We start from the raw sequence: 23,246 nt of genomic DNA on the forward strand, positions 1-23,246 counted from the left end.
GCCAGCATTTTATCATAGTGTTGGCAATCCATCGTGGTGATGATGGTATGCCCGGCGGCACGGTTTTCGTGATGCGATGTTACCGCCACGCTCACAAAGAGGGCGTGGCACAGACGAACAGGCATTATTGGCACTGTTTAAACGCGGGCAGGTGATTCTGTTGGGAAGCGTCGCGCAGCCGCTGGAAAACTAACGTGATGTCCTGATGAGAGCTGACGGCAGGCAGTAGTGTTTTGTCATATAACGCCTGATTAGCGATTTCTGCATCAACCCCCATTTTGCAGGCTTCCTTCAACGTCGCTGGTAGCGTGTTCTTCATTTCTGTACTGCCGGATAATGTGTTGGGCGGCACGGAAATACCATGATTTTGCAGCAACTGTGCTAACGCATGGGCGTGATTCTGCTCAGCCCGCATGATGTTATTAAAAGGGGCCACCTGACCAAACTTCTCGATGGCCGCGGCATAGAGCGCTTCGGTGTGATATTCATGGTAAAGCGCCGTCTGAAGTGCGTTTTTAGCCGCGTTATCCAACGGCTGCTGTGCATAAAGTGGGGTGATGGATAAGGTGACGAGTAATAGACAGGCTTTGCTAAGCAATTGGCTCTTCATCAAAAAAGATACTCCTGTGTGAGGTGTCACGATGATGCGTCAGTCACTTTTATCACTGCCGTGTGACGCAATAGCGTGAGCGGTATCTGGTTTATGAGGTTTTCTTCTGCTTGCAGAAATCATTGCGAGCGTTACCGCACTGGCGCAATACAGTTATCGAGCGCCGATTTCCCGCGTGGGATGATGGGGCCATTCTGAAAAGGAGTGGCTATGACATGGAATGACGGCGGCGCACCACGTGAGAAATTGATGTCCCTTGGCGTAGAGGCGCTCAGTGATGCTGAATTACTGGCGATTTTTTTGCGCACGGGCGTAGAAGGGATACACGTGATGGAACTGGCGCAGAATCTGTTAGCGCAGTTTGGTTCGTTGTATCGGTTGATGACGGCTGATTGGGCCGCGTTTAATGCGGTGCGAGGGGTCGGCATTTCCAAATATGCCCAATTGCAGGCGGTGGCGGAACTGGCTCGTCGGTTGTTTTCTTCGCATCTGGCGCGGGAGGATGCCATGCTGAATCCTGATGTCACGCAGCAATATCTGCAATTGCTGCTGGCTCATCAGGAGCGGGAAGTTTTTTTGGTCATGTTTCTGGATAATCAGCATCGGGTGATTTGTCACCAGGAGATGTTCGCGGGCACGATAAGCCGTGTGGAAGTGCATCCGCGTGAAATCGTGCGCGAAGCGCTCAAAGTCAATGCTGCCGCGCTGATTCTGGCGCACAATCATCCCTCTGGGCAGGCGGAGCCCAGTCAGGCCGATCGTTCCATTACCGAAAAAATCGTACAAGCCTGCCAGTTACTGGAGATTCGGGTGCTTGATCACCTGGTAATCGGGCGTGGCGAGTACGTTTCTTTTGCCGAGCGTGGGTGGCTTTAAGAGATATTTCCGCGATCCTGGGGGATCTTTAGTTGTTCGGGACTTGAGCGCATACGCTTCAGAGCGTATACTACGCCACCTTTGAGAATCTTGGGTGTGGCGTTAAGAGCCTATCTCAGCAGGTTTACCCTGATGACAGAGTCTTTTCAGTGAAGTTGCTGAGATGGGCTCTAGAGCCTGACGAGGCGGCCAACACCCTCTACGAAGCTCGAGCTGATTTGATTTTTGGAGAATAGACATGTCCCGAGTCTGCCAAGTTACTGGCAAGCGTCCGGTGACCGGTAATAACCGTTCCCACGCAATGAATGCGACTAAACGCCGTTTTCTGCCAAACCTGCATTCCCATCGTTTTTGGGTTGAAGGTGAGAAGCGTTTTGTAACGCTGCGCGTATCTGCTAAAGGTATGCGTGTTATCGACAAAAAGGGTATCGAAGCGGTTCTGGCCGATCTGCGTGCCCGTGGTGAAAAGTATTAAGGAACTGAATCATGGCTAAAGGTGTTCGCGAGAAGATCAAGCTGGTTTCTTCTGCTGGTACTGGTCACTACTATACCACTACGAAGAACAAACGTACTAAGCCGGAAAAACTGGAACTGAAAAAGTTCGATCCAGTTGTCCGTCAGCACGTTATCTACAAAGAAGCTAAAATCAAGTAATTTTAGTGGATCTGAAAAACCCGGCTTTGGCCGGGTTTTTTTTCGCTTGAGCAAAGCAGGGCTGGAGTAGCATCTTAGTTCCCTCTGTCATTTCTTATCGTTTACACCATTTCCCGTCAGTCATTTCGCAGGAGGACGCATGCCTGAATTACCCGAGGTGGAAACCAGTCGTCGGGGCATTTCGCCCTGGCTGGTCGGCCGTACCATTTTGTATGCTGAGGTGCGCAACGCACGTCTGCGCTGGCCGGTCTCTCCTGAAATTCTGTCGCTGAGCGATACGCCGGTGTTGAGTGTGCAGCGCCGCGCCAAATATCTGCTGCTTGAGTTACCGACGGGGTGGATCATCATCCATTTGGGGATGTCCGGTAGTCTACGGGTGCTGCCCGAATACAGTGAACCGGATAAGCATGACCATGTCGATTTGGTGATGGATAGCGGCAAAGTGCTGCGTTATACCGATCCACGCCGTTTCGGTGCCTGGTTATGGTGTGACGATCTGGCAAACAGTTCTGTGTTGGCGCATTTGGGGCCGGAACCATTGAGCGATGACTTTTCAGGTGACTATCTGTTTAGCCGCAGCCATGGCCGTAAAACGCCAATCAAGCTGTGGATTATGGATAACAAACTGGTGGTGGGGGTTGGCAACATCTATGCCAGTGAGTCGCTGTTTAATGCCGGTATTCTGCCGGAGCGGCCTGCCGGTTCCCTGTCGCAGCAAGAAGCGCATCAGTTGGTGCAGTCCATCAAGCAGGTATTGCAGCGCTCCATTGAACAGGGCGGGACCACGCTGCGTGATTTCTTGCAGTCTGATGGGAAACCGGGTTACTTCGCGCAGGAGTTACAGGTTTATGGCCGCCATGGCAAGCCTTGCCATCACTGCGGCACATTGATCGACAGCATTAAGCAGGGACAGCGTAGCACCTTTTTTTGCAAGCGGTGCCAGCGTTAGGAGCCGACTTCTAACATCTAACAGTTGATGTCGGCGGCTTTCTGCAGCCGGGATGTATTATCCCTTTAGGCTAATTTTTCCTGTAGAGCGGCAGCGATAGGAGGCGGTAAAAAGTGTGATACATCGCCGCCGTGACGCGCGACTTCTTTCACCAGTGATGATGAAATGAAAGACCACTGCTCTGATGGCATCAGGAATACGCTTTCCAGGGTCGGCATCAGGTGGTGGTTCATTTTGGCTAATTGCAGCTCGTATTCAAAATCAGAAACGGCGCGCAGCCCCCTCACCAGAATGGTCGCTTTCCGCTGCCGGGCGAATGTGGCCATCAGGTCGGTAAACCCCTCGACTTCCACATTCGGCAGATGTTGCGTGGCTTCTTTCGCCAGCGCGACGCGTTCTTCCAGTGTAAACAGCGTGTTTTTGCTGGGACTGGCGGCAATCGCCAGAATCAGGTGATCAAACATGCTGGTCGCACGCGTCAGCAGATCCAGATGGCCGTTGGTCATCGGGTCAAATGTACCGGGGTAGATAGCTCTAGTCTTCATGGTGCAGGTGCTCCTGGCGAGTCTCCCGCCGGTTATTTAAAGCCCATAGTCCAGTATATTTGTTAAACGTGTACTGCGCATTCACGATAGCCAGTAGCCACCCTTGTTTTCCGTCGAGGAAACCGGCGCGCAATAGCCAGGTTTTGATGAAAGCGCCAAGGGTGTGCAATACGATCGCGGCGAAGCCGCAGCGCTTGCCCTGCAGGAAACGCTCGTTGGCCCAGCTTTCTGCATAAGCGAGCTGTTTTTTCTGAAAGCTGAACAAGTCGCGGCAGGTAAGGTGTTTCAGATCCCCGTCCAGAGAAACCACCCGTGCTGTGCCATGATCAAGGGATTCATGCACGGCATTATTGTTGTAGTGGTAACGCTTGGGGTAGAGACGAATGACCTCATCGGGATACCAGCCGCTGTGACGCATGAAACGCCCCAGAAACAGGTTTCGACGGGCACAACGGTAGACGACATCGCTCTCTGGGGATTCGAGTACCGCGTCGATGGCGTGCCGTAGCGCGGGTGTGACCCGCTCGTCGGTATCAATCATGAAGATATAATCGCCGCTGGCATACTGCTGCGCCAGCTGGCGCTGCTTGCCAAAGCCAGGCCAGTCGGTGTTCTGATAGACCTGCGCGCCATGGCGACGGGCGATATCCAGCGTGTCGTCACTGCTGCCGGAGTCCAGCACAATAATTTCATCAGCCCAGGCCACCGACGCCAGACAGTCAGGCAGCAATTCCGCTGCGTTATGGCTGATAAGAACGACGGAAAGACGTTTTCGGCTCATTACTGGCTCCGTGGCGGCAGATAGGGCTCCAGCAGGGTCAACAGGCTTTGCAGTGCGCCCTGATTTTTATGCAGTACATCCACCGCGTGGTGACCGTGGTAACGGCGATAGTCGTCATCCGACAGCAACGTGGTGACCTGTTCCACCAGTGAAGCGGTATCCTGCACGGTGATCAACCCATCGGATTGCTGTAAGCGGGCGCAGATATCCTTGAAGTTGAACGTGTGCGGCCCCATCAACACCGGTATGGCGTGTGCGGCAGGTTCCAGCGGGTTATGTCCGCCCCGTTCAATCAGGCTGCCACCGACAAACGCCAGATCAGCGATGCCGTACAGCAGCATCAATTCGCCCATGGTATCGCCAATCACCACATGTGATGAGGCAGGGGGAACCGTACCGGCGCTACGCAGGGTATATTCCAGTCCGGCCTTACGGACGATGGTTTTGGCATCGTCAAAGCGATCAGGATGGCGCGGCACCAGGATCAGCAATAGCGAGGGAAACGCTTTCAGCAATTCGGTGTGGGCATCGACGATAATCTTTTCTTCGCCTTCGTGAGTACTGGCGGCAATCCACACCGGGCGCTGGGGTGCCCATTGACGACGCAACGTGACGGCGCGGGCGGCCAGTTCCGGCGTAACAGAAATATCGAATTTCAGGCTGCCGGTCACATTGAGCTGCGAGCGTTTCAGTCCCAGATTGATAAAGCGCTCACCATCTTCCTCATTTTGCACCGCGATGAGGGTAATACGGCGCAGTAGAGTGCGCATAAAGCGGCCGAGTTTGCGATAACCGTTGGCGGAGCGCTCGGACAGGCGGGCATTGGCGATGATAAGCGGGATTTCGCGCTGGTGCAGCGCCGTTATCAGGTTCGGCCACAGCTCGGTTTCCATGATGATGACCAGACTCGGTTTGACATGATCAAGAAAACGCGACATCGCACCCGGCAGGTCGTAAGGCAGGTAAACGTGGTAAACATCTTTGCCGAATGCGGATAACGCACGCTCGGAACCTGTCGGCGTCATGGTGGTGACGGTAATCGGTAATGACGGGTAGCGATGGCGTAAGGCGCGGACCAACGGTACTGCTGCTAACGTTTCTCCGACAGAAACGGAGTGCAACAGTATGCCTTCGGGTTTTACCTGGCTCTGGTAGAAGCCGTAGCGTTCCCCCCAGCGTTTGCGGTAAGCGGGGATTTTGCGACCCCGGAGCCATAGACGCAGCCAGATAAGCGGCTGGATCATGTAAAACAAAAAGGTGTACAGCGTTTGTAACATATTCATCGGTATTGTATTCGTAATAGATAATGATGCATTGCTTTCTTATCGTAACCGGGATACGGAGTGGCCTGATATATCATATGATTTTCTGGCTCTCGTTCTGGATTAATATGGCTTTGCCAGCGTCAGATAACGCTCACAAATTGCTTCACGCCGGTAACGAGCAAGCTGTTCAGGCTCAATTAATGGTGGTGATTGCAGCACTGATATCATGGTTTCGGCCAATGAGCGTTCATTCAGATCGGACAGGCAACGCATCAGGTCGCCGATCAGTATTTCTTTCGGCCCACCGGGACAGCGTGTGCTGACAACGGGTGTTCCACAGAACAGACTTTCTATCAGCACATTACCAAATCCTTCACTGTCTGAGCTGAGTACTAGTAGGCGTGCATGGCGAATGTATGGGTAGGGATTTTCACAAAAACCGTGAAAAATGACACGGTTGGTAATGTTTAGCTCTTCGGCAAGCTGCTGTAGCTGTCGAGTATATTCGTCAGGCCCTTTGCCCAACAACAATAACGGCAGAGTGATGCCACTTAGCGCATAGGCACGAAGCAAACGATCGTGGCGTTTATGTGGGTGCAAGCGCCCGACGTGAATGAGGTATTCCTGGCCGGCCATTTCGCAAGGCTGTGCTGCCAGTTCGGCAATGTGGTCGAAATCAAAGGGGTTATTGATAACTTCCGCCCGATTAGGTGTGACCTGGAAAGACTGGATCATGTCGTCCAGTACCGCCTGAGATACGCCGATCAGATTGCGCTGTTGGTAAATATTTCGAATTTTCTTACGCTTCAGCCAGAGTGAAAAACCACGCCGATGCCCGAGATAGGAGGAGGAAAACATTCCATGTAGGCAGAACCAGAGGTTACTTCGATTTAAGGTAGCACAGTGAGCCACGATACGGTCCGTTTTGTGCAGATTTGATAGTACTAAATCAAAACGTCCATACTGTGCTTCAGCTTTACGGATCGCAATATCCAGCGCAGCCGCGCGACGTGATAGCTCACGTAATTTACGCCAGGGTGCCCGACAGGTATCGATGATGGTTTGATATCTTAGCCCTGACGGAAGTGAATATGCCCGCACATCCCGCAAAGAGAACAGCGAAACCTGATGTTGAGCGGCAATAAATCCTTCGGCGAGCGTGAGTACGACTTTTTCCGCTCCACCACCAGGCAGGCCATCGATAAGTATCAGGATCCTCATGTATTACTCCAATATGTTTTGGTAGAGCGAGATGAGCTGCCGCGAAAGTTTTTGTGGTGATGCTTCAAGGATGCGAGTACGTGCGGCATGTGCCATGGCGCTACCGGGAACCGATGAAGGTAGTGCCATAATGGCATCAGCGAGCGCAGCGGTATCCAGGGCATCACAGATATATCCGTTATGCCCTGACAGAATAAATTCCGCACCACCACAGGAAGTAGAGGTGATTACGGGTAATCCACATGCCATTGCTTCCAGAATGACATTCGGAAATGGATCGTACAGCGTAGGTAAGAGCAACCCATCTGCGGCATGGTAATAGGGTTTGGGATCCTTTTGCATCCCCACAAAACGTATGCGAGATAAGCAACCTAGCGATGTAGCGAGAGAGCGATACTTTCTTTCAGCTTTATCCTGTCCAACGACGATCAGATGGCGATCTGTCACGGCGATAGCTCGAATCGCCGCTTCTAACCCCTTGCGCTCAAAACCTGAACCGACGAATACCAGTACACTCCCCTCCTCTGGTAAAGACAGTGAGGCCCTAATGGATTGTCTCTGCTCTGGGCTGGCTGGCTGAAATACGTTACTGTCAATAGCATTGTAAATGACATGGATTTTGTTGGCGGGCAGGTTAAATTCGTCGACGATTTCCTGCTTGATCATTTCAGCATTGCAAATGACGGCCTTGAGCTGCGGATCGCGGTACATATCCGCTTCCGCTTGCATGACATAGCGATGAAAACGATTGGTGAACAGAAGATTGCTGCGCCACGTCGGTAGTAATCGTGCGCGTTGTTGTAGCCAGCGGCGATGAACACCATCACCGGCACGATAAATGTCACAGCCTGCAATGCGCTCATGACTTTGAACCAGATCGAAATGCTGCTGATGCCATAGTGACCGTGCTGCTCTGGCAAAACTACGCTCACGGTTGACTCGTCCCAAGTAACGCGGATTACATAAGTGTAATTGCCAGTTGGCTTTTCTATCACCCTGCCATTCGCGGGTAATGACGTTGAGCTCCAGATTATCTGTAGCCAGAGCCTCTAAGGCCCGTCCGATAAAACGTTCTGCCCCACCGTCAGGACGATATTTTTGTCTTACTATCGCGATACGTAATGGCGTCACAATAGTTGCCTCGCTATTGCTGTTTCGCATGTACTTTCACATGTTACTTCACGAGATAATTGTTGTCGGGCTTTGGCAATCACATCGCTTGCAGGGATCAGATCCAGATAGCGTTGATTGGTCTGAGTATCAATATCATCGGGGTCAGGTAACTTGCCATAATGTCCCGCCCAGATAATGTCTCCACTTGCTTGCCATGGGCACCAGAATGTTAGTTTGGAGGGACCAAATAGCGCAATGCACGGGGTTTGCATTGCCGCCGCCATGTGCATGGGGACGGAGTCTACCCCCAGAAACAGCACAGCATGGTCTATCAAAGAAGCCAGTTGGCGAAGTGTTAATTGGCCCGACAATGATATGACGCCATCTGTGGGAGCGTGAGCCAGTATGTCGGCGACCATTTTTTGTTCTGATGCGTCAGGTCCTGAAGTAAGGACCAGCTTATAACCATCCTGATGCAGGGCAGTGATGACTTCTGCCCACTTTACTTCGCTCCAACATTTGAAGAACCAGCGCGATGTAGGCTGAATGACAATATAGTGTTTACCAATATTTCGCTTGCTTAGCTCTACCTGGCAGTGCTCCCAATCAGATGGGGTATAACACATCGAAACCTTGGTGCTTACTGTGGGAAGCTGCAGCGCATCCAGAATAGACAGGTTCTGTTCTACGGTATGTTGTGTGGCATGGCGAGTTGTATCGACCAGATGGGTATGACAGTAACGCCAGAAAAAATGCTGGCGTTTGGGTAGATCAAAGCCCAATCTTACCGGAGCCTGGCTCAGGGCTGTAATCAAGGCGCTACGCCACTGATCGGCGAGATTGATCACTAAATCGTAGCCCTGTGCTTTTATGTCTTTAAGCAGGCGGTACTCATGGCATAATTGTGCGGTGATGCCTTGCTTCTTCCATTGTCGATCAATAGTTATCAGGCGGTGAATACGCGGATTAGCTACCAGCATATCCTGTGTTTCCAGATACATCAGAACATCTATCTGGGCTTTTGGATAGCATTCGCTCAGCGTATTGATAACGGGAGTAATCAGCAGCATGTCACCATGATGGCGTAATTTGATCAGTAAAATACGCTGGAACGTATTGGCTGCGACGTTATGATTCATCTACGGCAGTTCTCATTACAAGCAAGCCGTGATTTTAAATGACATCGCTATGGGTGGCTACTGTTGTTCGTCGTGCGGGGTCTTTAGACTACCTCCAATCATTAAACAGATTGCTACCGAATCACCATTTACAGTTTACGTAGTGAACGTGGCTTGCGTAACATAAGGTTCCCAGGCTATCAGGTGATTATCCCCATGAGTAAACCCGCGTTTATCATTACGATTGATACTGAAGGTGACAACCTTTGGCAAAACGACGAGCGCATTTTGACAGAGAATACCCGTTATCTGCCGCGCTTTCAGGCGTTATGCGAACAATATGGCTTCAAACCTACCTGGCTCACCAACTATGAGATGGCAAGCGATCCTGCTTATGTTGAGTTTGCGAGTGATGTCATTGCAAGGAATCAAGGGGAAGTAGGGATGCATTTGCACGCCTGGAACAGCCCTCCTGAATATGCTCTAACTGGCAACGACTGGCACCATAAACCCTATCTTATTGAGTATCCTGAAGAGGTGATGCGTCAGAAAATTGCCTATATGACGTCACTACTGGAAAATACGTTTCAGGTGCCTATGCGGAGTCACCGGGCTGGTCGTTGGGCCATGAATACTCATTACGCCAGGCTGCTGGTTGAATTCGGTTACCTGGTCGATTGCTCAGTCACACCTCGTGTCAACTGGCAAACGGCTCTTGGTGCGCCACAAGGACAAGGTGGAACCGATTATAGTGGTTTCCCACACCAGGCTTATTTCATGGATATTAATCAGATTGACAGGCCGGGTGAGTCTGCATTGCTTGAAGTCCCAATGACTATCCAATATAAGCATAATGCGGCTATTAATGGATGTAAGCGGATTTTTGATGGACTAAGGGGTAAAAAGCGTAGTCCTTCAGTTAACTGGCTGAGGCCAAAAAGGAACAATCTGCAGCAGATGAAAAAAGTGGTAGAACAGACCCTGGCTGGAGGGAGTGATTATGTTGAGTTTATGCTGCACTCTTCTGAATTTATGCCGGGTGGTAGTCCCACGTTCACCAATGAGGTACAAATAGAAGCATTGTATGATGATCTGGCGCAATTATTTGCCTGGTTATCAGAACGTACCGAAGGCAAAACGCTTTATGAATATTATCAGAGCATCAAGGTTGCTAAAGCATGAAGAAAGGCTGGAAATTCAAGGCGGTTGATCTATATTTACGGCTTATCGCTTCCAAAAAAACGCGGTTGCAGCCACCTGAGAGGTTAATGGCCGAAACTGATTTTTCTCATATTGTAATTTACTCCACGACGGCATTGGGCGACTTTATGTTTAATACGCCGTCAATACACGCAGTACGCCAACGCTTTCCGAACGCTACAATTACAGTGGTTGTACATCAGAAACTGTATGAGCTAGTGGTTAATGGTTCTGACTGGCAGCATGTCCTTTGCTGGAATAGCAAAGTCAATACTGTACCCAAATTGGTAAGGGATATTCGGAGTATTGCTGAGCCGGATTTAGCGATTATCTTGCATTCCCACGACCCATATGACTATTTGAGTGCAGTGTTGTCTGGTGCGCGTTATGTTTTACGTGACAACCATCAGGATGGAATTGAAGCAATGAATCGATGGCTGTCTGGGTATATTATCGGCTTTCATGGACATCTTATTCAGCGTCGTCTGGAGTTGGTTGCTATATTGGGTGCTGATATTCGTGACATTTCCATGCGTATCCCGTTTGTTCTTGCTCCTGTGGTTAAACAGGATAACAAGATTATATTGGGGTTCCAGATGGGAGCATCAACCCCTGAACGCTGTTGGCCTATTGAGTATTTTGCTCGTCTGGCAGAACGTTTATGCGTTTTAGATAAACGTATCGACATTGTGCTTATCGGTGGTGGCGATAGAGAGATCGCACAAGGGAAAGAGTTTTTTAATACATTGGATAACCAGTATCGTTCTCGAATTATTAACAAGATTGGTGCGACGAATCTTAAAGAGCTGGTTGCCACTATCCAAGGGATGGATATGTTATTGACGGGAGATACTGGGCCTCTACATCTTGCTGTTGCATTAAGGGTGCCTACAGTGAGCTTATTTGTTACCGCAACCCCGGCGTTGACCGGACCTTATCAAGATGCTGAATTACATGATGTTATTTATGGTATACAGAATAATATTAATATACAGATAGATAATCTCATGAAAATTATTTCGTTGCAGGAAGTCGAAGATAAGATTCTTGAGCGTATAAAAAAGATAGATGTTGTTGCGTATTCTGCGGAAAAAGAAATTGCAGATGCATAATAAAAATGAATCTGCAATTTATTATTGATTATTATCAGTCATCTCTCAGTATCTCTTCGAGAGATGTTTTTTTAGCGAGCAAGGAAAGCGAAGGCACATCTAAACCACCATAGTGGCTTCCACCACTTATTTTTCGGTGGTGTAGGTGCCTCCCGGTGGTTGTATTTTATAATGCTCCAGGTGAAATTCAAGAACATACGACTATGACCATATTCATTACCATAGGTTTCGATTTCATATTTCTTTCTGGCATCGATAGGTGTATTAGCAGAAAGGTCACGCGACAATGTATGATATGATTTATTGCGATCAAGATTTCGTTCTGAGCAGAGATATTTTTTAGGTAAATAACGTTGAATAGAACCTTGGTATTTCTGATATTTGACGAATCGGTAGTCTTCTGCACCATAATTACCGGAAAACTCTTCATCATAACCAAAGAATCTCATGAATCTTGCGCGTGACATGAAAAAAAGATTAGAGTGACCTTTATAAATTTTTGTCGGATTTTCCGGCGAATTGCGATAAATTTTGAAAAAGGAGCGACCTGGATTTCTTCTATTTACCATGTATCGTAAGGTATTTTCGTGGATGATATGATCAAGATCTGTAATCACAAATTTATCTGATTTAGCATAGAGCACACCGAGATTTCTTGCACCAGCCTGATTCCATTTTATATCTTCATTTATCTTTAACCATGTAATATTGAGGTTAGTATCAGGAATATCATAACTGACTGGTGAACCATCATCAACAATTATAAACTGAATGGAATCTAAAAGATCTGGTTCATATTTTTCGTATTCACGTAATAGAGATGTGACTGAGTCTATATTATTTTGATTGCAATAGAAGTGCGTAATATAACTTAGTTTAATATGAGATTTATCTACCTTGCAGATATTGTCAGTATTTTTCATGGCTCATCTTAGTTTTAATTTAAATTTTGGGTATTATATTTGTTAATAGGTTTTAATGCAATAAGATTGTATCTTGAAATGATATGAGTAATTTCATTGATTACTCAATAAAATAAATTATTAATATCAATAAATAAGTCTGACGAAGCATGGAAGGTCAGAAAAAGATGTTGTTTTTTATATGTACCTGAACATTATCTCCATCCTTGATGGGGGTGGATAGCAACAGGTTGGCTCTGCAATAATGCTACTCATGGAAAAAACCGAATATTTTATCCCCATAACTGATAAAGATTTATCCATAATTAGGTTCCAGAAATCATCTATACATAGATAATTTGAAGATGATACTTTGATATTTTTCGTACCATGGGTTATGATTTATCCACTTTCTCTAATGCATCATGTATGCATGTTAGTTTTAAATATTGATATTTGTAACATAGAGTCATAATGGTAAATTCTGTAAAAATTAACCGTAGACATAAGTATGATATTTATTAAATATTTAGGGTGGGAGCAATGCTCTTTCCAGGCCTATAAGGCAGTTGCGCTGAAATATGGTTTCAACTCTGAAACGTCACCGTATTTTTTGGAGTTTGCCATAAGACATGGCGCGGAATTGGATTTTTTCCTCTTTAAAAAAGAAGGGGTGATTGCTGGTGCTTGTTGTGTAGACAATGGATGGATATGTAATGACTCAAAAAATCCCAAAAGTCAAACATCAGAAATTCCTATACCCAGTTATTCCATTAGATTACCTTTCCTTAATGAGGTTAGTTGTGTAATACCTTTCAAATCTAAACATCTCGCTTCAGGTAATGTTACTGTTTTTAATTCATCCTTTAATTTTTTCTCTAAGAGAGATATCGCTATATCTAAACCAATATCTGAGTTTTCAAAGAAGACCATATCAACACGAAATAGAGAAATTAAAAAATTTTTAGAAGGTGGTGGCTCTTTCGTGAACTTATCTGAATTCAGTTCTGATGAGTTGTATTCTATTTATTGTGATTTGTATGCCAAAAGAAGACCTGGGAAACTAGCTTGTTCACAGATAGGCGGGGAGTTTTTTCGGTCGTTCAAAAAGGATTTTGTCGGTGATGTAGCACTCATTAATAATGAACCGGTGGCATTTCAGTTAAATTTGTCTTCGTTATCTAAGTATGGCTTATTTATAGACTTCATCAATATCGGCTATGATATGTCGATAAAATATCACTCTTTAGGTACGATTATGATGTGGCGGAATCTGCAGTTGATCGAATCTATGTATTCGAAGTGCGATATTGCTCTAACCTACTCATATGGGATGATGTCTGGAGAGTATAAAAAGAGGTGGTGCAACGCCAGACGTGTAGGAAAAATAATAACTATATAAACATCCATGATATGTGTTGTACTCTATTATATTGAATGTATGTTTGCTAAGGGAATCTCCAGCTTATATATGTTGTAATTGTCTTTGTATCCAGGATTTCATCTGTTTCTATATTTTAAGCTGATTTTTATTGCGATTGTATTAACCACCTCGTATAGGGTTCCAGGAAGGAACCCTATTATTATATTGTTATTTTGGATTCAATGATTGGTTTTTTATATTTCTGTCATCTTTAAGCGATATGATACTCAACAAAAAGCCACATAAAAACATGTATTCTTCCATATAGTGGTCTAGAAGAATACGATCCACCGCTGAGCGAAATAAAAATCCACCAGAAATCAGGAATAATACTATTCCGGCTGTTTTTTTATCTTTAAAAAAAGCAAAATATGATTTTTTCAATAACAAGAGATTGTATGCGATCCACAAAAGGATACCTATAACCCCGTACTGTAATCCATACTCCAAAATACCACTGTGACTATGGCTGATATCAATTTCAGGGTTATGGTATTTTTCCTGTAGTCTATAGAGAAATGCTGTTTTATATGCACCCAACCCCAGTGGATGTTCTATAATGAAGTCACTTGCCTGGTGGAAATAGGCGATGCGGCATGCATTTGAATGGTCTGCGAAACTACCATCCTTGCGTAGTGGGATCACTCTATTTTGACTGTCAAAGATAAAACAAAAACTATCGCTTGGTGCATTCCACCCAATAATCATGTCCTCTTCTATTCCTTTCCATCGAGGGTCTTCTTTGTAGGAGAAAATACCGACACTAAGGATGAATACCATGATTAAACCAATAAATGTTGACGCTTTGGCAAGGGTTATGTTCTTTATTTTTTTTATAATGAAAATAGAACCAATAGATAACAACCCTATAACCATACCGACAGTACCCCAGCGAGTATTAGAGAATGCTGTGGCAATAATATCAATGATGGCTAAGAGAACTACTGTTTTTGTTTTTAATTTTAGTAAGTTTTCTTCATTGAATATGCGGAGAAATAAGTCGGTGAAAATAACCATGCTAATTAGGTTAATCTGAAAGCTTAACTCAAGACGCGAGGGGAATATATAAGTTTCTCCCCAAGGTATATTTCCAGTCTTAAGATAGATATAAAAGACAGAGAGAGTGTGTATGAATATTGGAACCCAAAAGCTGACAATCAGAGCAGTGATGATTTCACGGGGGCTAATTTTTTTTAAATAGGTTGATACTAATGGATAAAATATCAACCCATAAATAAATAACATCAATGGGCGTAGCCATTGGCTATGCCAGGCTCTAAGCATTTCTTTATGGTCAGGAGAAAAGAAGATACCACATGCCAATGTGAGAATGGTCATGATAGCCAATACCCATGCGATATCCTTTATATTAGTGTAATCTATTTTTTCCAGAAAAGTTCTATCTTTTAGGAAATATATCAAAGAAATAAAAAATGCACTGTAAATTAATAGGTTTCTATGAAATGGAAGAACTTGGCTTGGGCTAGCCCAAAAAGCACACAGTAGCAATGTTATTGATAGCAAAAATCGCATTGTAAATTTACTGTTGAATTTAAACATACTTATTCCCGAATATCTTACTTCGATTAATAGGCTTACCTGCTGCCTGGCTATTCAGTTACTCTCATCTTTAACATCACTGTTCTTCTCGGTATAAAACGGAGGTTTTATATCTTATCTATGAGCTGTTCGAATACATTTTTGGCGGAAACACTATGCATATTATTGTTACAAGATATCAACGCAACCTGGTTTTGGCCGTAGCCACCAATCAATCCCGGATCGGTCGGGCCATAGAGCGTGATGTTGGGTCTGTCCAGCGCCGCAGCAAGATGGCTGAGCCCGGTATCGACCGAGACAACGGCTTTCGCACCCGCCAGCACGCCTGCGACTTGCTCCAGGCTCAGTCGCGGCAGTACTTCGACGTGAGAAAATCCTGCTGCCAGACGCTGTGCTCGCTGGTGTTCGTGCTCCGCCCCCCAGGGCAGTTTAATGCGTAACCCACGTGTTTTCGCGAGTGCTATCAGTTCGCGCCAGTGCGCTTCCGGCCAGTGTTTTTCGTCTCGCGTCGTAGCATGTAGAAAAACCAGATACGGTTGGCTGTCGGCAGGCTGTGCCGACAAGAAGCGTGCGGCAATCGCATAGTCGCCTTGTTCTGTGGGCTTGCGGTAGTTCAGGCTGAAGGAAAACAGCTCCCTTATACGCTCTACCGCATGTTGCTGTTTGGCGATCGGGTGCCGATATTGATAAAACCAACTGGCCAGCGGCTCGCGGGCGCTTTTCCAGTCCAGACCGTGCTTGTTGCCGTAAGCCAGACGTGTCACCAGCACGGCGCTTTTCAGTAATCCCTGCGCATCGATAACCGCATCGTAGCGTTTTTCTCGTAGCTGTGTTTTGAACGCCGCGCGCTCAGCACGGGTTTCCCGGCTGAACCAGCTTTTGCGCCAGCGGCGAAGCGCCACGGGAATGACGCGATCAACCGCCGGATGCCAACTGGGGATTTGAGCAAACCCTTCTTCGACTACCCAGTCGAACTGGATGCCATGAATGACCTGCATGGCATCAGTCAGAGCAGGCAGTGTGTGCAGCACATCCCCCATCGACGATGTTTTGACGATCAAGACCCTCATGCGAGCTCCCCTTTAACGGGCAGATAGCGTGACAGGGCATCCAGTACCTGTTGTGGCTGAATATCGATGAGACTCTGGTGATACCCTTGTTCGGCATCGCCTTTGCGTACCCGGTGATAACCGGTGATGAGCCGGATAACATTAGCCTGATGAGACAACGGCGGGGTAAAGTCTGGGCTGCTGGGGCCGTAGAGCGCGACCAGTGGCCGGTTAAGTGCCGCCGCCACGTGCATCAGACCCGAGTCGTTACTGACAACCGCCTGACAGGCGGCGATCAGCACCACGGCTTGATCTAACGTGGTCTGTCCGGCCAGATTAAGGCAGTGTTCCTTTGCGTCATCGCTGAGGGTTTGCCGGATATCGTCACCAGCCTGATGGTCGTTTTTCGAGCCGAACAACACCACCTGATAGCCCTGGTCAATAAGCGATTGCGCCAGTGAACCGTAATGGTAATGCGGCCAGCGTTTGGCCGGGCCGAACTCGGCACCCGGGCAGAAACCGATAATCGGCCGGGTATCGGTAAGATTAAACGCAGCGGCGATATCGGCGATTTCCGCGTCGTCCACCGTAAGCTGGGGCCATAATAACGGCTGTGGTAAATCAGCCGCGCTGCGAATACGTTGGCGATCATAAGCCAGTGCGACATAACGTTGCACCATCAAGGGATACGCCGCTTTGTCCAGCACCCGCCGGTCGTTAAGCAAACCGTAACGCATTTCCCCGCGCCAGCCAGTGCGGTGTGGGATAGCGGCAAAAAAAGGCACCAGGGCTGATTTGAAGGAGTTGGGCAGCACATAAGCGCGATCGTATTGCTGCTCACGCAGTGAAACACCCAGTCGCCGCCGCTCGCCGAGCGCCAGCATGCCGTGGCCGAGCGGCATGGACAATGCCTGACGGACCTCGGGCATGCGTGCCAGCAACGGACGACACCAGGCCGGTGCCATCACGTCAATGATAGCGTCCGGGTGTTCGGCCTTCAGGGTACGGTAAAGGCTGTGCGACATCATCATATCGCCCACCCATGAAGGACCGATAACCAGAATTTTCATACCGTTCGTGTTTCCTTACTGCAAAGTGAGTCAGGCTTTACGGTTCAGCCAGGCCATATAGTCGGCGACCCCTTGTGCGACGGTTTTGAACGGTTTGTCGTAACCCGCCGCGCGCAGGTTGGTCAGGTCTGCTTGCGTGTAGGCCTGATAACGACCTTTCAGTTTTTCCGGGAAGGGGATGTATTCCACCTGGTCTTTGTTGTGCCAGGCCAACACGGCGTCCGCTACCGCCTGGAAGGATTCGGCGTTGCCGGTACCGCAGTTGAAAATGCCGGAAACGTTGTGCTGCCAGAACCACAGATTGACGGCGGCGACGTCACCGACATAGATGAAGTCACGTTTGAAGTTCTCACTGCCAGCGAACAATTTAGGGTTTTCGCCCTGATTGATTTGGTTGTTCAGGTGGAACGCGACGCTTGCCATGCTGCCTTTGTGGCTTTCGCGTGGTCCGTAGACGTTAAAGTAGCGGAAGCCGCAAATCTGCGAATCAGCCTGCGGCAGAATATCACGCACATACTGGTCGAACAGGAACTTGGAGTAACCGTAGACGTTGAGCGGTTGTTCGTACTGGCGGTCTTCCACAAAATTGTCGGTACGACCACCGTAGGTAGCAGCGGAAGAGGCGTACAGGAACGGGATACCGCGCTCCAGACAGTAGTGCAGCACTTCTTTGGAGTACTGATAGTTATTATCCATCATGTACTTGCCGTCCCACTCGGTGGTGGATGAGCAGGCTCCTTCATGGAAGATGGCGTCGATATCACCCAAATCGTCACCGGCAACGATACTGGCAATGAAATCTTCTTTATCCATGTAGTCGGCGATGTCCAGATCGACCAGATTGACGAACTTGGTGCCATCCTTCAGGTTGTCGACCACCAGGATATCCCGGTGCCCGTTATCATTCAGCGCTTTTACGATGTTGCTGCCGATGAAACCGGCACCGCCAGTTACGATAATCATGGGAGTTACCTTGCTAAACGTGCTGGTGGGGCACCGTGCCCCACACCTGTTGGGCGCTATCATAACATTTCGGCGCACGACAGACATCCCACGCAGCTTTTCCCATTGTTTTCTTGCCAACCGCTTTGCATTTCCGGCGTGACCGCGGTGGCATTTTGTGGTCAACCCGCCAACCCGCTCCACATTTCTCCACTACCTTTACCTTCATGAGTGTTGCCCCATTCAACCTGCCGTTACCCGGTGGGAATGCCTGTGATGGACAAAAAGGAGAGCCGTGCCATGCCTGACGCATTTTATCAACAACTGACCACTCAGCTTGCGGCGCTACGCGACGATGGGCTGTTTAAGGACGAACGGCTGATCACCTCGGCGCAACAAGCGCTGGTGACGGTGGCGGATGACGGCGAGCTGATTAATTTCTGCGCGAACAACTATCTGGGGCTCGCCAACCATCCGGCGTTGATAGACGCGGCGAAGGCCGGTCTGGATAGCCACGGTTTTGGTATGGCCTCGGTGCGTTTTATCTGTGGCACTCAGGATATCCACCAGACGCTGGAGCGGCAGTTGGCCGCGTTTCTCGGCATGGAGGACGCTATACTGTACTCCTCCTGCTTTGATGCTAACGGCGGGCTGTTTGAAACCCTGATGGGCGAGGAGGACGCGATTGTGTCGGACGCACTCAACCATGCGTCGATTATCGATGGTATTCGCCTGTCAAAAGTACGCCGTTATCGCTATGCCAACAATGATATGTCTCAGTTGGAGGCGCAGCTCAAACTGGCGCGGGCAGAGGGGGCGCGCAATCTGATGGTCGCTACCGACGGCGTATTTTCGATGGATGGCGTGATTGCCAATCTGCGAGGGATTTGCGATCTGGCCGAGCGCTACGACGCGCTGGTGATGGTGGACGACTCTCATGCCGTGGGGTTTGTCGGTGAGAATGGGCGCGGTACCCATGAGTACTGTCAGGTGATGGGACGGGTCGACATTATTACAGGCACGCTGGGTAAGGCGCTGGGCGGTGCGTCCGGTGGTTATACCGCCGCGCGGCGTGATGTGGTGGCCTGGCTGCGCCAGCGATCCCGGCCCTATCTGTTTTCCAATTCGTTAGCACCGTCCATTGTCAGCGCGTCGATCCGCGTGCTGGACTTGCTGCGTGACGGTCAGGCGCTACGTCAGCGATTGTGGCAGAACGCCAGCCTGTTTCGCCAGAGAATGACCGAAGCCGGTTTTACGCTCGCCGGTGCGGATCACGCCATTATTCCGGTGATGCTGGGTGATGCCCGACTGGCACAGACCTTTGCTGCCGAGTTACGCCAGGAAGGGATTTACGTCACCGGCTTTTGCTATCCGGTGGTGCCGCACGGGCAGGCGCGCATTCGTACCCAGATGTCGGCGGCGCACACGATAGCGCAGATTGAACAGGCCGTGACGGCGTTTGTCCGAGTAGGGCGTCGTCTGAACGTGGTGAAGTGAGGACGCGACGATGAAAGCACTGGCGAAACTACGCCCGGAGCCGGGCATCTGGCTGACGGATGTTCCGGTACCGGAACCGGGCCACAACGATGTGATGATTAAAATTCGCAAAACCGCGATTTGCGGCACCGACGTGCATATTTACAACTGGGATGCGTGGTCGCAAAAAACCATTCCGGTGCCGATGGTGGTGGGTCATGAGTATGTCGGTGAAATCGTCGCGATTGGTCAGGAAGTGGAAGGGTTCAGGATTGGCGATCGGGTCTCGGGAGAGGGGCATATTACCTGCGGTTATTGCCGCAACTGCCGGGCCGGGCGTCGCCATTTGTGTCGCAATACGTCGGGGGTCGGCGTGAACCGGCCGGGGGCATTCGCCGAGTATCTGGTGATCCCGGCGTATAACGCCTTTCGTCTTCCGGCGGCGATCCCGGATGAGATAGCCGCTATTTTCGATCCGTTCGGCAATGCCGTGCATACCGCGCTGGCGTTTGATTTGGTGGGGGAAGATGTCCTGGTGAGCGGTGCCGGGCCGATTGGTGTGATGGCAGCGGCGGTGTGCCGCCATGTCGGTGCTCGCCACGTGGTGATTACCGATGTTAACGATTACCGGCTGGCGCTGGCGAAACAGATGGGGGTGACCCGCACGGTGAATGTATCGCGGGAGTCGCTGACGGATGTAATGCGGGAACTGGGGATGACCGAAGGGTTTGACGTGGCGCTGGAGATGTCCGGCTCCCCCGCTGCCTTTCGCACCTTGTTATCGGTAATGAACCATGGCGGGCGTATTGCCATGCTGGGGATCCAACCGGAAGCGGTCGCGGTAGACTGGAGCGATATTATTTTCAAAGGGTTGGTCATCAAGGGGATTTATGGCCGGGAGATGTTCGAAACCTGGTACAAAATGGCGGCCCTGATCCAGTCAGGGCTGGACCTGTCACCCATGATTACCCACCGCTACACGATTGATGACTTTCAGCAAGGTTTTGATGTGATGCGCTCTGGTCAATCCGGCAAAGTGGTATTGAGCTGGGAGTCGTAGTCATGCGCCGTTCGTTCATGGGGGAGAACGGCGCGTCTTGTTATCCCAGCCAGGTTTGCCAGTGTTGTTTTAGATAGGTGATGGCCGGGCTGGTCACGATATTGTGTCCAAGTTGCCGCCACAGTTCATGCTGAGAAATAGCCGGTAAAGGACGTTTGACGGCGCAGACCTGAATCGGGCGCAGGCGTTTGGGTGCCGGGGCGGTTGGCTGTGAGGCAAGGTACGTCGGTACCGGCGCATAGCGTGGCTCCGGTTCGTTCAGCAACTGACTAGGACGGACCAGTACGATATCGGCAGGCAACGTCGGCAGCATCTGCTGCAATACCTGAATCGTGGTGGGATGCGGATGACCGATGGCGATGGCGTAACCGCTGCGTTGTGCTATCTCTACGGCACGGCTGAACTGGCGTCGAATATCGGCGACGTTCTGGGTGTCATCCAGAAACACCTTACGTTTGAGCACCTTGATACCGGTACCTGCCGCCGCCTGGCTGGCCTGACTGCTGCCGATGGTCATACTGTCGAGAAAGTAGAGGTGGTAGGCGCTCATCGCCTGCATCACCTTCTGCATGCCGGGCAGACTGGCGGTCATGGCGCTACCCATATGGTTGTTGAGCCCAACGGCATAAGGCACTTTGTTGACCGCATCACGCAGAATGCGCGCGATTTCCTCACTACTCATGTCAGGGCGTAACGTATCCCGCTCCAGTGGCTGTTTGCTCATGGGAGCCATCGGCAGGTGAATCAACACTTCCCGGCCCTGGGCATGGGCTTTTGTGGCCATTTCCCGGGCGTATGGCGCATTTGGCAACACCGCCACGGAAATAGCCGTCGGCATCGCCAGCACCTGGTTTTCATTATGCGGACGGTAACCGAAATCATCGATCACCAACGCCAGTTTGCCTGCCCACACGGGCAGCGCCAGCAATACGCCAGTGAGAGTCAACAGACGAGGGAGTAATGGACGCACACCTACCTTCCTAGCCAGGGTAAGGGGTTGACCGCCTGTCCCTGACGCCGAATTTCAAAATAGAGAGCAGGCTGATTCTGCCCGCCGCTGGTGCCGACTAACGCTATCGGCTGACCGGCTTTCACCTGTGCACCCACTGATACCAGTGCGCTCTGGTTATAGCCATAAAGACTCATATCGCCTTTGCCGTGCTCCAGCACGACAACCTGACCGTACCCCTGTAGCCAGTCAGCCATCAGCACGGTACCGTCGGCGATGGCGTGTACTTCGGTTCCTTCGGCAGCCCCGATGACCAGCCCCTTCCAATGCAGCTCGCCCTGCAACGTCTCGCCAAACCGATGTAACGTACGACCACGTACCGGCCAGACATATTGACCGGCTGGCTGACCCAGTCCACCCGTCCGCGCCATTAATGAGCGCTCCTGTTCGCTGGGTTTATAACTCGATCCGCTGCGTTTGGCCTGTTCTTCTTTTTCACGCAACCGGGCGGCTTCACGGGCTTCGCGTTCGGCCCGGGCTTTGGCTTCGCGTTCTGCACGAGCAATCTGATCGCGCAGATGGGTTTCGTTCTGACGTAGCTCCGTCAGCTGTTGCTGGTCTTTTTCCAGCGCGTTTTCCAGCGCGCCCAGGGTTTTGTGGCGCTCGCTTTGGGCCTGCTCCAGTGTGTTTTGCTGCTGTTGTTGGTCACCGAGCAGACGTTTTTGTTGCGTCTGCTTTTGTTCCAGTTGCTGTTTCTGAGTAGCAAGCTGGGTGCGGGTTTGCTGAAGCTCGGTGATGGATTTTTCGCGGGCTTTATTCAGGTAGTTAAAGTAGGCGAGGATGCGTTCACGACGCTGGCTTTCTTCACCGCTGAGGATCAATTGCAACGCACCGTGCTGGCCCTGACGGAAGGCCGCATCGAGCTGCTGCGCCAACAGGGTTTCCTGTTTTTTTTGCCGGGTTTGCAGTGTCGCGATTGAGCTGTTCAGACTGCTGATATCCTGATTGAGCCGTTCAAGCGTCGCACGGGTTTCACGTAACTGGCGGGTCGACTGGGCGATTGACTGCTCCTGCTTTTTCAGTTGCTCAAGCAGGGTACTGCGGCGTTGCTGCTGCTCCCGAACACTTTTTTCTTTCTCGGCGATGTCTTGTTGCAGCGATTTCAACTGCTGTTGGCTGTCGTCGCTCCAGGCGGAGCATGGCAATAGCAGCACGCCAACACAAAGCACACTGGCGCACCGGATTAACAGTTTGTCACGACCCGTTCGCAACGGTACAGAGAACGCTTTTCTGCTCATGGCGAAAGATTATTCCACGATGAACAGCGCCTTACCAGTTGTATGGTCAGGGATTTCTATTTCCATCCATGAC

General features: G+C 49.8%; 23 protein-coding genes. 9 read left to right on the top strand and 14 right to left on the bottom strand.

Going from position 1 to position 23,246, the window contains the following annotated elements; translation table 11 throughout:
* Window positions 1–124: 124 nt before the first annotated feature.
* Window positions 125–610 carry a ferritin-like domain-containing protein gene (locus FAZ14_RS10955; RefSeq protein ID WP_016943467.1) on the bottom strand — a complete coding sequence of 162 codons (486 nt, stop codon included), beginning with the start codon at window positions 608–610 and terminating at the stop codon, window positions 125–127.
* Between the two features lie 210 nt (window positions 611–820).
* On the opposite strand from FAZ14_RS10955, the gene radC reads away from it, so the two are divergent.
* The 4 genes from radC to mutM all read left to right on the top strand — a co-directional run bounded on the left by radC (window position 821) and on the right by mutM (window position 3,089).
* Window positions 821–1,486, top strand: coding sequence for a RadC family protein (gene radC / locus FAZ14_RS10960; protein ID WP_029456592.1), 666 nt, complete (start codon window positions 821–823; stop codon window positions 1,484–1,486).
* A gap of 238 nt (window positions 1,487–1,724) precedes the next feature.
* The gene (gene rpmB / locus FAZ14_RS10965) at window positions 1,725–1,961 is read left to right on the top strand and encodes a 50S ribosomal protein L28 (RefSeq protein WP_012763801.1); all 237 of its coding nucleotides are present in this window, start codon (window positions 1,725–1,727) and stop codon (window positions 1,959–1,961) included.
* A gap of 11 nt (window positions 1,962–1,972) precedes the next feature.
* Window positions 1,973–2,140 carry a 50S ribosomal protein L33 gene (gene rpmG / locus FAZ14_RS10970; protein ID WP_026738454.1) on the top strand — a complete coding sequence of 56 codons (168 nt, stop codon included), beginning with the start codon at window positions 1,973–1,975 and terminating at the stop codon, window positions 2,138–2,140.
* Window positions 2,141–2,279: 139 nt separating this feature from the next.
* On the top strand, window positions 2,280–3,089 hold the full coding sequence (gene mutM / locus FAZ14_RS10975) for a bifunctional DNA-formamidopyrimidine glycosylase/DNA-(apurinic or apyrimidinic site) lyase (protein WP_038925092.1): 810 nt from the start codon (window positions 2,280–2,282) through the stop codon (window positions 3,087–3,089).
* Window positions 3,090–3,154: 65 nt separating this feature from the next.
* On the opposite strand, the gene coaD is transcribed toward mutM, so the two are convergent.
* From coaD to rfaQ, 6 genes are all read right to left on the bottom strand, one after another.
* Entirely contained in the window at window positions 3,155–3,634 is a 480-nt protein-coding gene (gene coaD / locus FAZ14_RS10980) for a pantetheine-phosphate adenylyltransferase (protein WP_016943464.1), read from the bottom strand.
* Window positions 3,624–4,415, bottom strand: coding sequence for a glycosyltransferase family 2 protein (locus FAZ14_RS10985; protein ID WP_038925091.1), 792 nt, complete (start codon window positions 4,413–4,415; stop codon window positions 3,624–3,626). The genes coaD and FAZ14_RS10985 overlap by 11 nt, the downstream gene beginning before the upstream one ends.
* Window positions 4,415–5,692 (bottom strand): lipid IV(A) 3-deoxy-D-manno-octulosonic acid transferase, encoded by a 1,278-nt coding sequence (waaA, locus tag FAZ14_RS10990; protein ID WP_153508538.1) that lies wholly within the window; start codon window positions 5,690–5,692, stop codon window positions 4,415–4,417. Before waaA ends, FAZ14_RS10985 begins: the two co-directional genes overlap by 1 nt.
* Before the next feature lie 108 nt (window positions 5,693–5,800).
* Window positions 5,801–6,901: a glycosyltransferase gene (locus FAZ14_RS10995; protein WP_153508526.1), complete on the bottom strand. Its 1,101-nt coding sequence runs from the start codon at window positions 6,899–6,901 to the stop codon at window positions 5,801–5,803.
* A gap of 3 nt (window positions 6,902–6,904) precedes the next feature.
* Entirely contained in the window at window positions 6,905–8,032 is a 1,128-nt protein-coding gene (locus tag FAZ14_RS11000) for a glycosyltransferase family 4 protein (RefSeq protein WP_016943460.1), read from the bottom strand.
* Window positions 8,029–9,153, bottom strand: coding sequence for a putative lipopolysaccharide heptosyltransferase III (rfaQ, locus tag FAZ14_RS11005; protein ID WP_038925090.1), 1,125 nt, complete (start codon window positions 9,151–9,153; stop codon window positions 8,029–8,031). Before rfaQ ends, FAZ14_RS11000 begins: the two co-directional genes overlap by 4 nt.
* 195 nt (window positions 9,154–9,348) lie before the next feature.
* Between rfaQ and FAZ14_RS11010 the strand changes: the two genes are divergently transcribed.
* Window positions 9,349–10,314: a polysaccharide deacetylase family protein gene (locus FAZ14_RS11010; RefSeq protein ID WP_016943458.1), complete on the top strand. Its 966-nt coding sequence runs from the start codon at window positions 9,349–9,351 to the stop codon at window positions 10,312–10,314.
* Window positions 10,311–11,444: a glycosyltransferase family 9 protein gene (locus tag FAZ14_RS11015; RefSeq protein ID WP_016943457.1), complete on the top strand. Its 1,134-nt coding sequence runs from the start codon at window positions 10,311–10,313 to the stop codon at window positions 11,442–11,444. The genes FAZ14_RS11010 and FAZ14_RS11015 overlap by 4 nt, the downstream gene beginning before the upstream one ends.
* Before the next feature lie 71 nt (window positions 11,445–11,515).
* Here FAZ14_RS11015 and FAZ14_RS11020 read toward each other — a convergent pair whose 3' ends face one another.
* A complete protein-coding gene (locus FAZ14_RS11020) occupies window positions 11,516–12,367 on the bottom strand; it encodes a glycosyltransferase family A protein (protein ID WP_016943456.1) in 852 nt (283 codons plus the stop codon).
* Between the two features lie 490 nt (window positions 12,368–12,857).
* Between FAZ14_RS11020 and FAZ14_RS11025 the strand changes: the two genes are divergently transcribed.
* Window positions 12,858–13,748, top strand: a complete 891-nt coding sequence (locus FAZ14_RS11025; RefSeq protein WP_016943455.1) for a GNAT family protein — start codon at window positions 12,858–12,860, stop codon at window positions 13,746–13,748.
* 189 nt (window positions 13,749–13,937) lie between these two features.
* On the opposite strand, the gene FAZ14_RS11030 is transcribed toward FAZ14_RS11025, so the two are convergent.
* The 4 genes from FAZ14_RS11030 to rfaD all read right to left on the bottom strand — a co-directional run bounded on the left by FAZ14_RS11030 (window position 13,938) and on the right by rfaD (window position 18,411).
* The gene (locus FAZ14_RS11030) at window positions 13,938–15,329 is read right to left on the bottom strand and encodes an O-antigen ligase family protein (RefSeq protein ID WP_016943454.1); all 1,392 of its coding nucleotides are present in this window, start codon (window positions 15,327–15,329) and stop codon (window positions 13,938–13,940) included.
* A 107-nt stretch (window positions 15,330–15,436) separates the two neighbouring features.
* Window positions 15,437–16,399 carry a lipopolysaccharide heptosyltransferase RfaC gene (gene rfaC, locus FAZ14_RS11035; protein WP_153508527.1) on the bottom strand — a complete coding sequence of 321 codons (963 nt, stop codon included), beginning with the start codon at window positions 16,397–16,399 and terminating at the stop codon, window positions 15,437–15,439.
* Window positions 16,396–17,448, bottom strand: a complete 1,053-nt coding sequence (rfaF, locus tag FAZ14_RS11040; RefSeq protein WP_016943452.1) for an ADP-heptose--LPS heptosyltransferase RfaF — start codon at window positions 17,446–17,448, stop codon at window positions 16,396–16,398. Before rfaF ends, rfaC begins: the two co-directional genes overlap by 4 nt.
* Window positions 17,449–17,478: 30 nt before the next feature.
* The gene (rfaD, locus tag FAZ14_RS11045) at window positions 17,479–18,411 is read right to left on the bottom strand and encodes an ADP-glyceromanno-heptose 6-epimerase (protein ID WP_016943451.1); all 933 of its coding nucleotides are present in this window, start codon (window positions 18,409–18,411) and stop codon (window positions 17,479–17,481) included.
* Window positions 18,412–18,690: 279 nt separating this feature from the next.
* On the opposite strand from rfaD, the gene FAZ14_RS11050 reads away from it, so the two are divergent.
* Together FAZ14_RS11050 and tdh are read left to right on the top strand one after the other, a co-directional pair.
* The gene (locus FAZ14_RS11050; RefSeq protein ID WP_016943450.1) at window positions 18,691–19,887 is read left to right on the top strand and encodes a glycine C-acetyltransferase; all 1,197 of its coding nucleotides are present in this window, start codon (window positions 18,691–18,693) and stop codon (window positions 19,885–19,887) included.
* A 10-nt stretch (window positions 19,888–19,897) separates the two neighbouring features.
* Complete coding sequence (tdh, locus tag FAZ14_RS11055; RefSeq protein WP_016943449.1) at window positions 19,898–20,926, top strand: L-threonine 3-dehydrogenase; 1,029 nt, start codon at window positions 19,898–19,900, stop codon at window positions 20,924–20,926.
* Between the two features lie 40 nt (window positions 20,927–20,966).
* On the opposite strand, the gene FAZ14_RS11060 is transcribed toward tdh, so the two are convergent.
* Window positions 20,967–21,896: a divergent polysaccharide deacetylase family protein gene (locus FAZ14_RS11060; protein WP_016943448.1), complete on the bottom strand. Its 930-nt coding sequence runs from the start codon at window positions 21,894–21,896 to the stop codon at window positions 20,967–20,969.
* Window positions 21,897–21,898: 2 nt separating this feature from the next.
* Complete coding sequence (envC, locus tag FAZ14_RS11065) at window positions 21,899–23,173, bottom strand: murein hydrolase activator EnvC (protein ID WP_016943447.1); 1,275 nt, start codon at window positions 23,171–23,173, stop codon at window positions 21,899–21,901.
* Window positions 23,174–23,246 lie beyond the last annotated feature (73 nt).

The organism is Dickeya oryzae (genome assembly GCF_009372235.1).
GTDB classification, from domain to species: Bacteria; Pseudomonadota; Gammaproteobacteria; order Enterobacterales; family Enterobacteriaceae; genus Dickeya; species Dickeya oryzae.

Coding starts and splice junctions, on each gene's coding strand:
- rfaQ (WP_038925090.1), bottom strand. CDS start 9,153: ATGAATCATAACGTCGCAGCCAATACGTTCCAGCGTATTTTACTGATC.
- FAZ14_RS11010 (WP_016943458.1), top strand. CDS start 9,349: ATGAGTAAACCCGCGTTTATCATTACGATTGATACTGAAGGTGACAAC.
- waaA (WP_153508538.1), bottom strand. CDS start 5,692: ATGTTACAAACGCTGTACACCTTTTTGTTTTACATGATCCAGCCGCTT.
- rpmB (WP_012763801.1), top strand. CDS start 1,725: ATGTCCCGAGTCTGCCAAGTTACTGGCAAGCGTCCGGTGACCGGTAAT.
- envC (WP_016943447.1), bottom strand. CDS start 23,173: ATGAGCAGAAAAGCGTTCTCTGTACCGTTGCGAACGGGTCGTGACAAA.
- FAZ14_RS10985 (WP_038925091.1), bottom strand. CDS start 4,415: ATGAGCCGAAAACGTCTTTCCGTCGTTCTTATCAGCCATAACGCAGCG.
- FAZ14_RS11015 (WP_016943457.1), top strand. CDS start 10,311: ATGAAGAAAGGCTGGAAATTCAAGGCGGTTGATCTATATTTACGGCTT.
- FAZ14_RS10995 (WP_153508526.1), bottom strand. CDS start 6,901: ATGAGGATCCTGATACTTATCGATGGCCTGCCTGGTGGTGGAGCGGAA.
- mutM (WP_038925092.1), top strand. CDS start 2,280: ATGCCTGAATTACCCGAGGTGGAAACCAGTCGTCGGGGCATTTCGCCC.
- rpmG (WP_026738454.1), top strand. CDS start 1,973: ATGGCTAAAGGTGTTCGCGAGAAGATCAAGCTGGTTTCTTCTGCTGGT.
- FAZ14_RS10955 (WP_016943467.1), bottom strand. CDS start 610: ATGAAGAGCCAATTGCTTAGCAAAGCCTGTCTATTACTCGTCACCTTA.
- FAZ14_RS11050 (WP_016943450.1), top strand. CDS start 18,691: ATGCCTGACGCATTTTATCAACAACTGACCACTCAGCTTGCGGCGCTA.
- rfaF (WP_016943452.1), bottom strand. CDS start 17,448: ATGAAAATTCTGGTTATCGGTCCTTCATGGGTGGGCGATATGATGATG.
- radC (WP_029456592.1), top strand. CDS start 821: ATGACATGGAATGACGGCGGCGCACCACGTGAGAAATTGATGTCCCTT.
- rfaD (WP_016943451.1), bottom strand. CDS start 18,411: ATGATTATCGTAACTGGCGGTGCCGGTTTCATCGGCAGCAACATCGTA.
- rfaC (WP_153508527.1), bottom strand. CDS start 16,399: ATGAGGGTCTTGATCGTCAAAACATCGTCGATGGGGGATGTGCTGCAC.
- coaD (WP_016943464.1), bottom strand. CDS start 3,634: ATGAAGACTAGAGCTATCTACCCCGGTACATTTGACCCGATGACCAAC.
- FAZ14_RS11030 (WP_016943454.1), bottom strand. CDS start 15,329: ATGTTTAAATTCAACAGTAAATTTACAATGCGATTTTTGCTATCAATA.
- tdh (WP_016943449.1), top strand. CDS start 19,898: ATGAAAGCACTGGCGAAACTACGCCCGGAGCCGGGCATCTGGCTGACG.
- FAZ14_RS11025 (WP_016943455.1), top strand. CDS start 12,858: ATGATATTTATTAAATATTTAGGGTGGGAGCAATGCTCTTTCCAGGCC.
- FAZ14_RS11020 (WP_016943456.1), bottom strand. CDS start 12,367: ATGAAAAATACTGACAATATCTGCAAGGTAGATAAATCTCATATTAAA.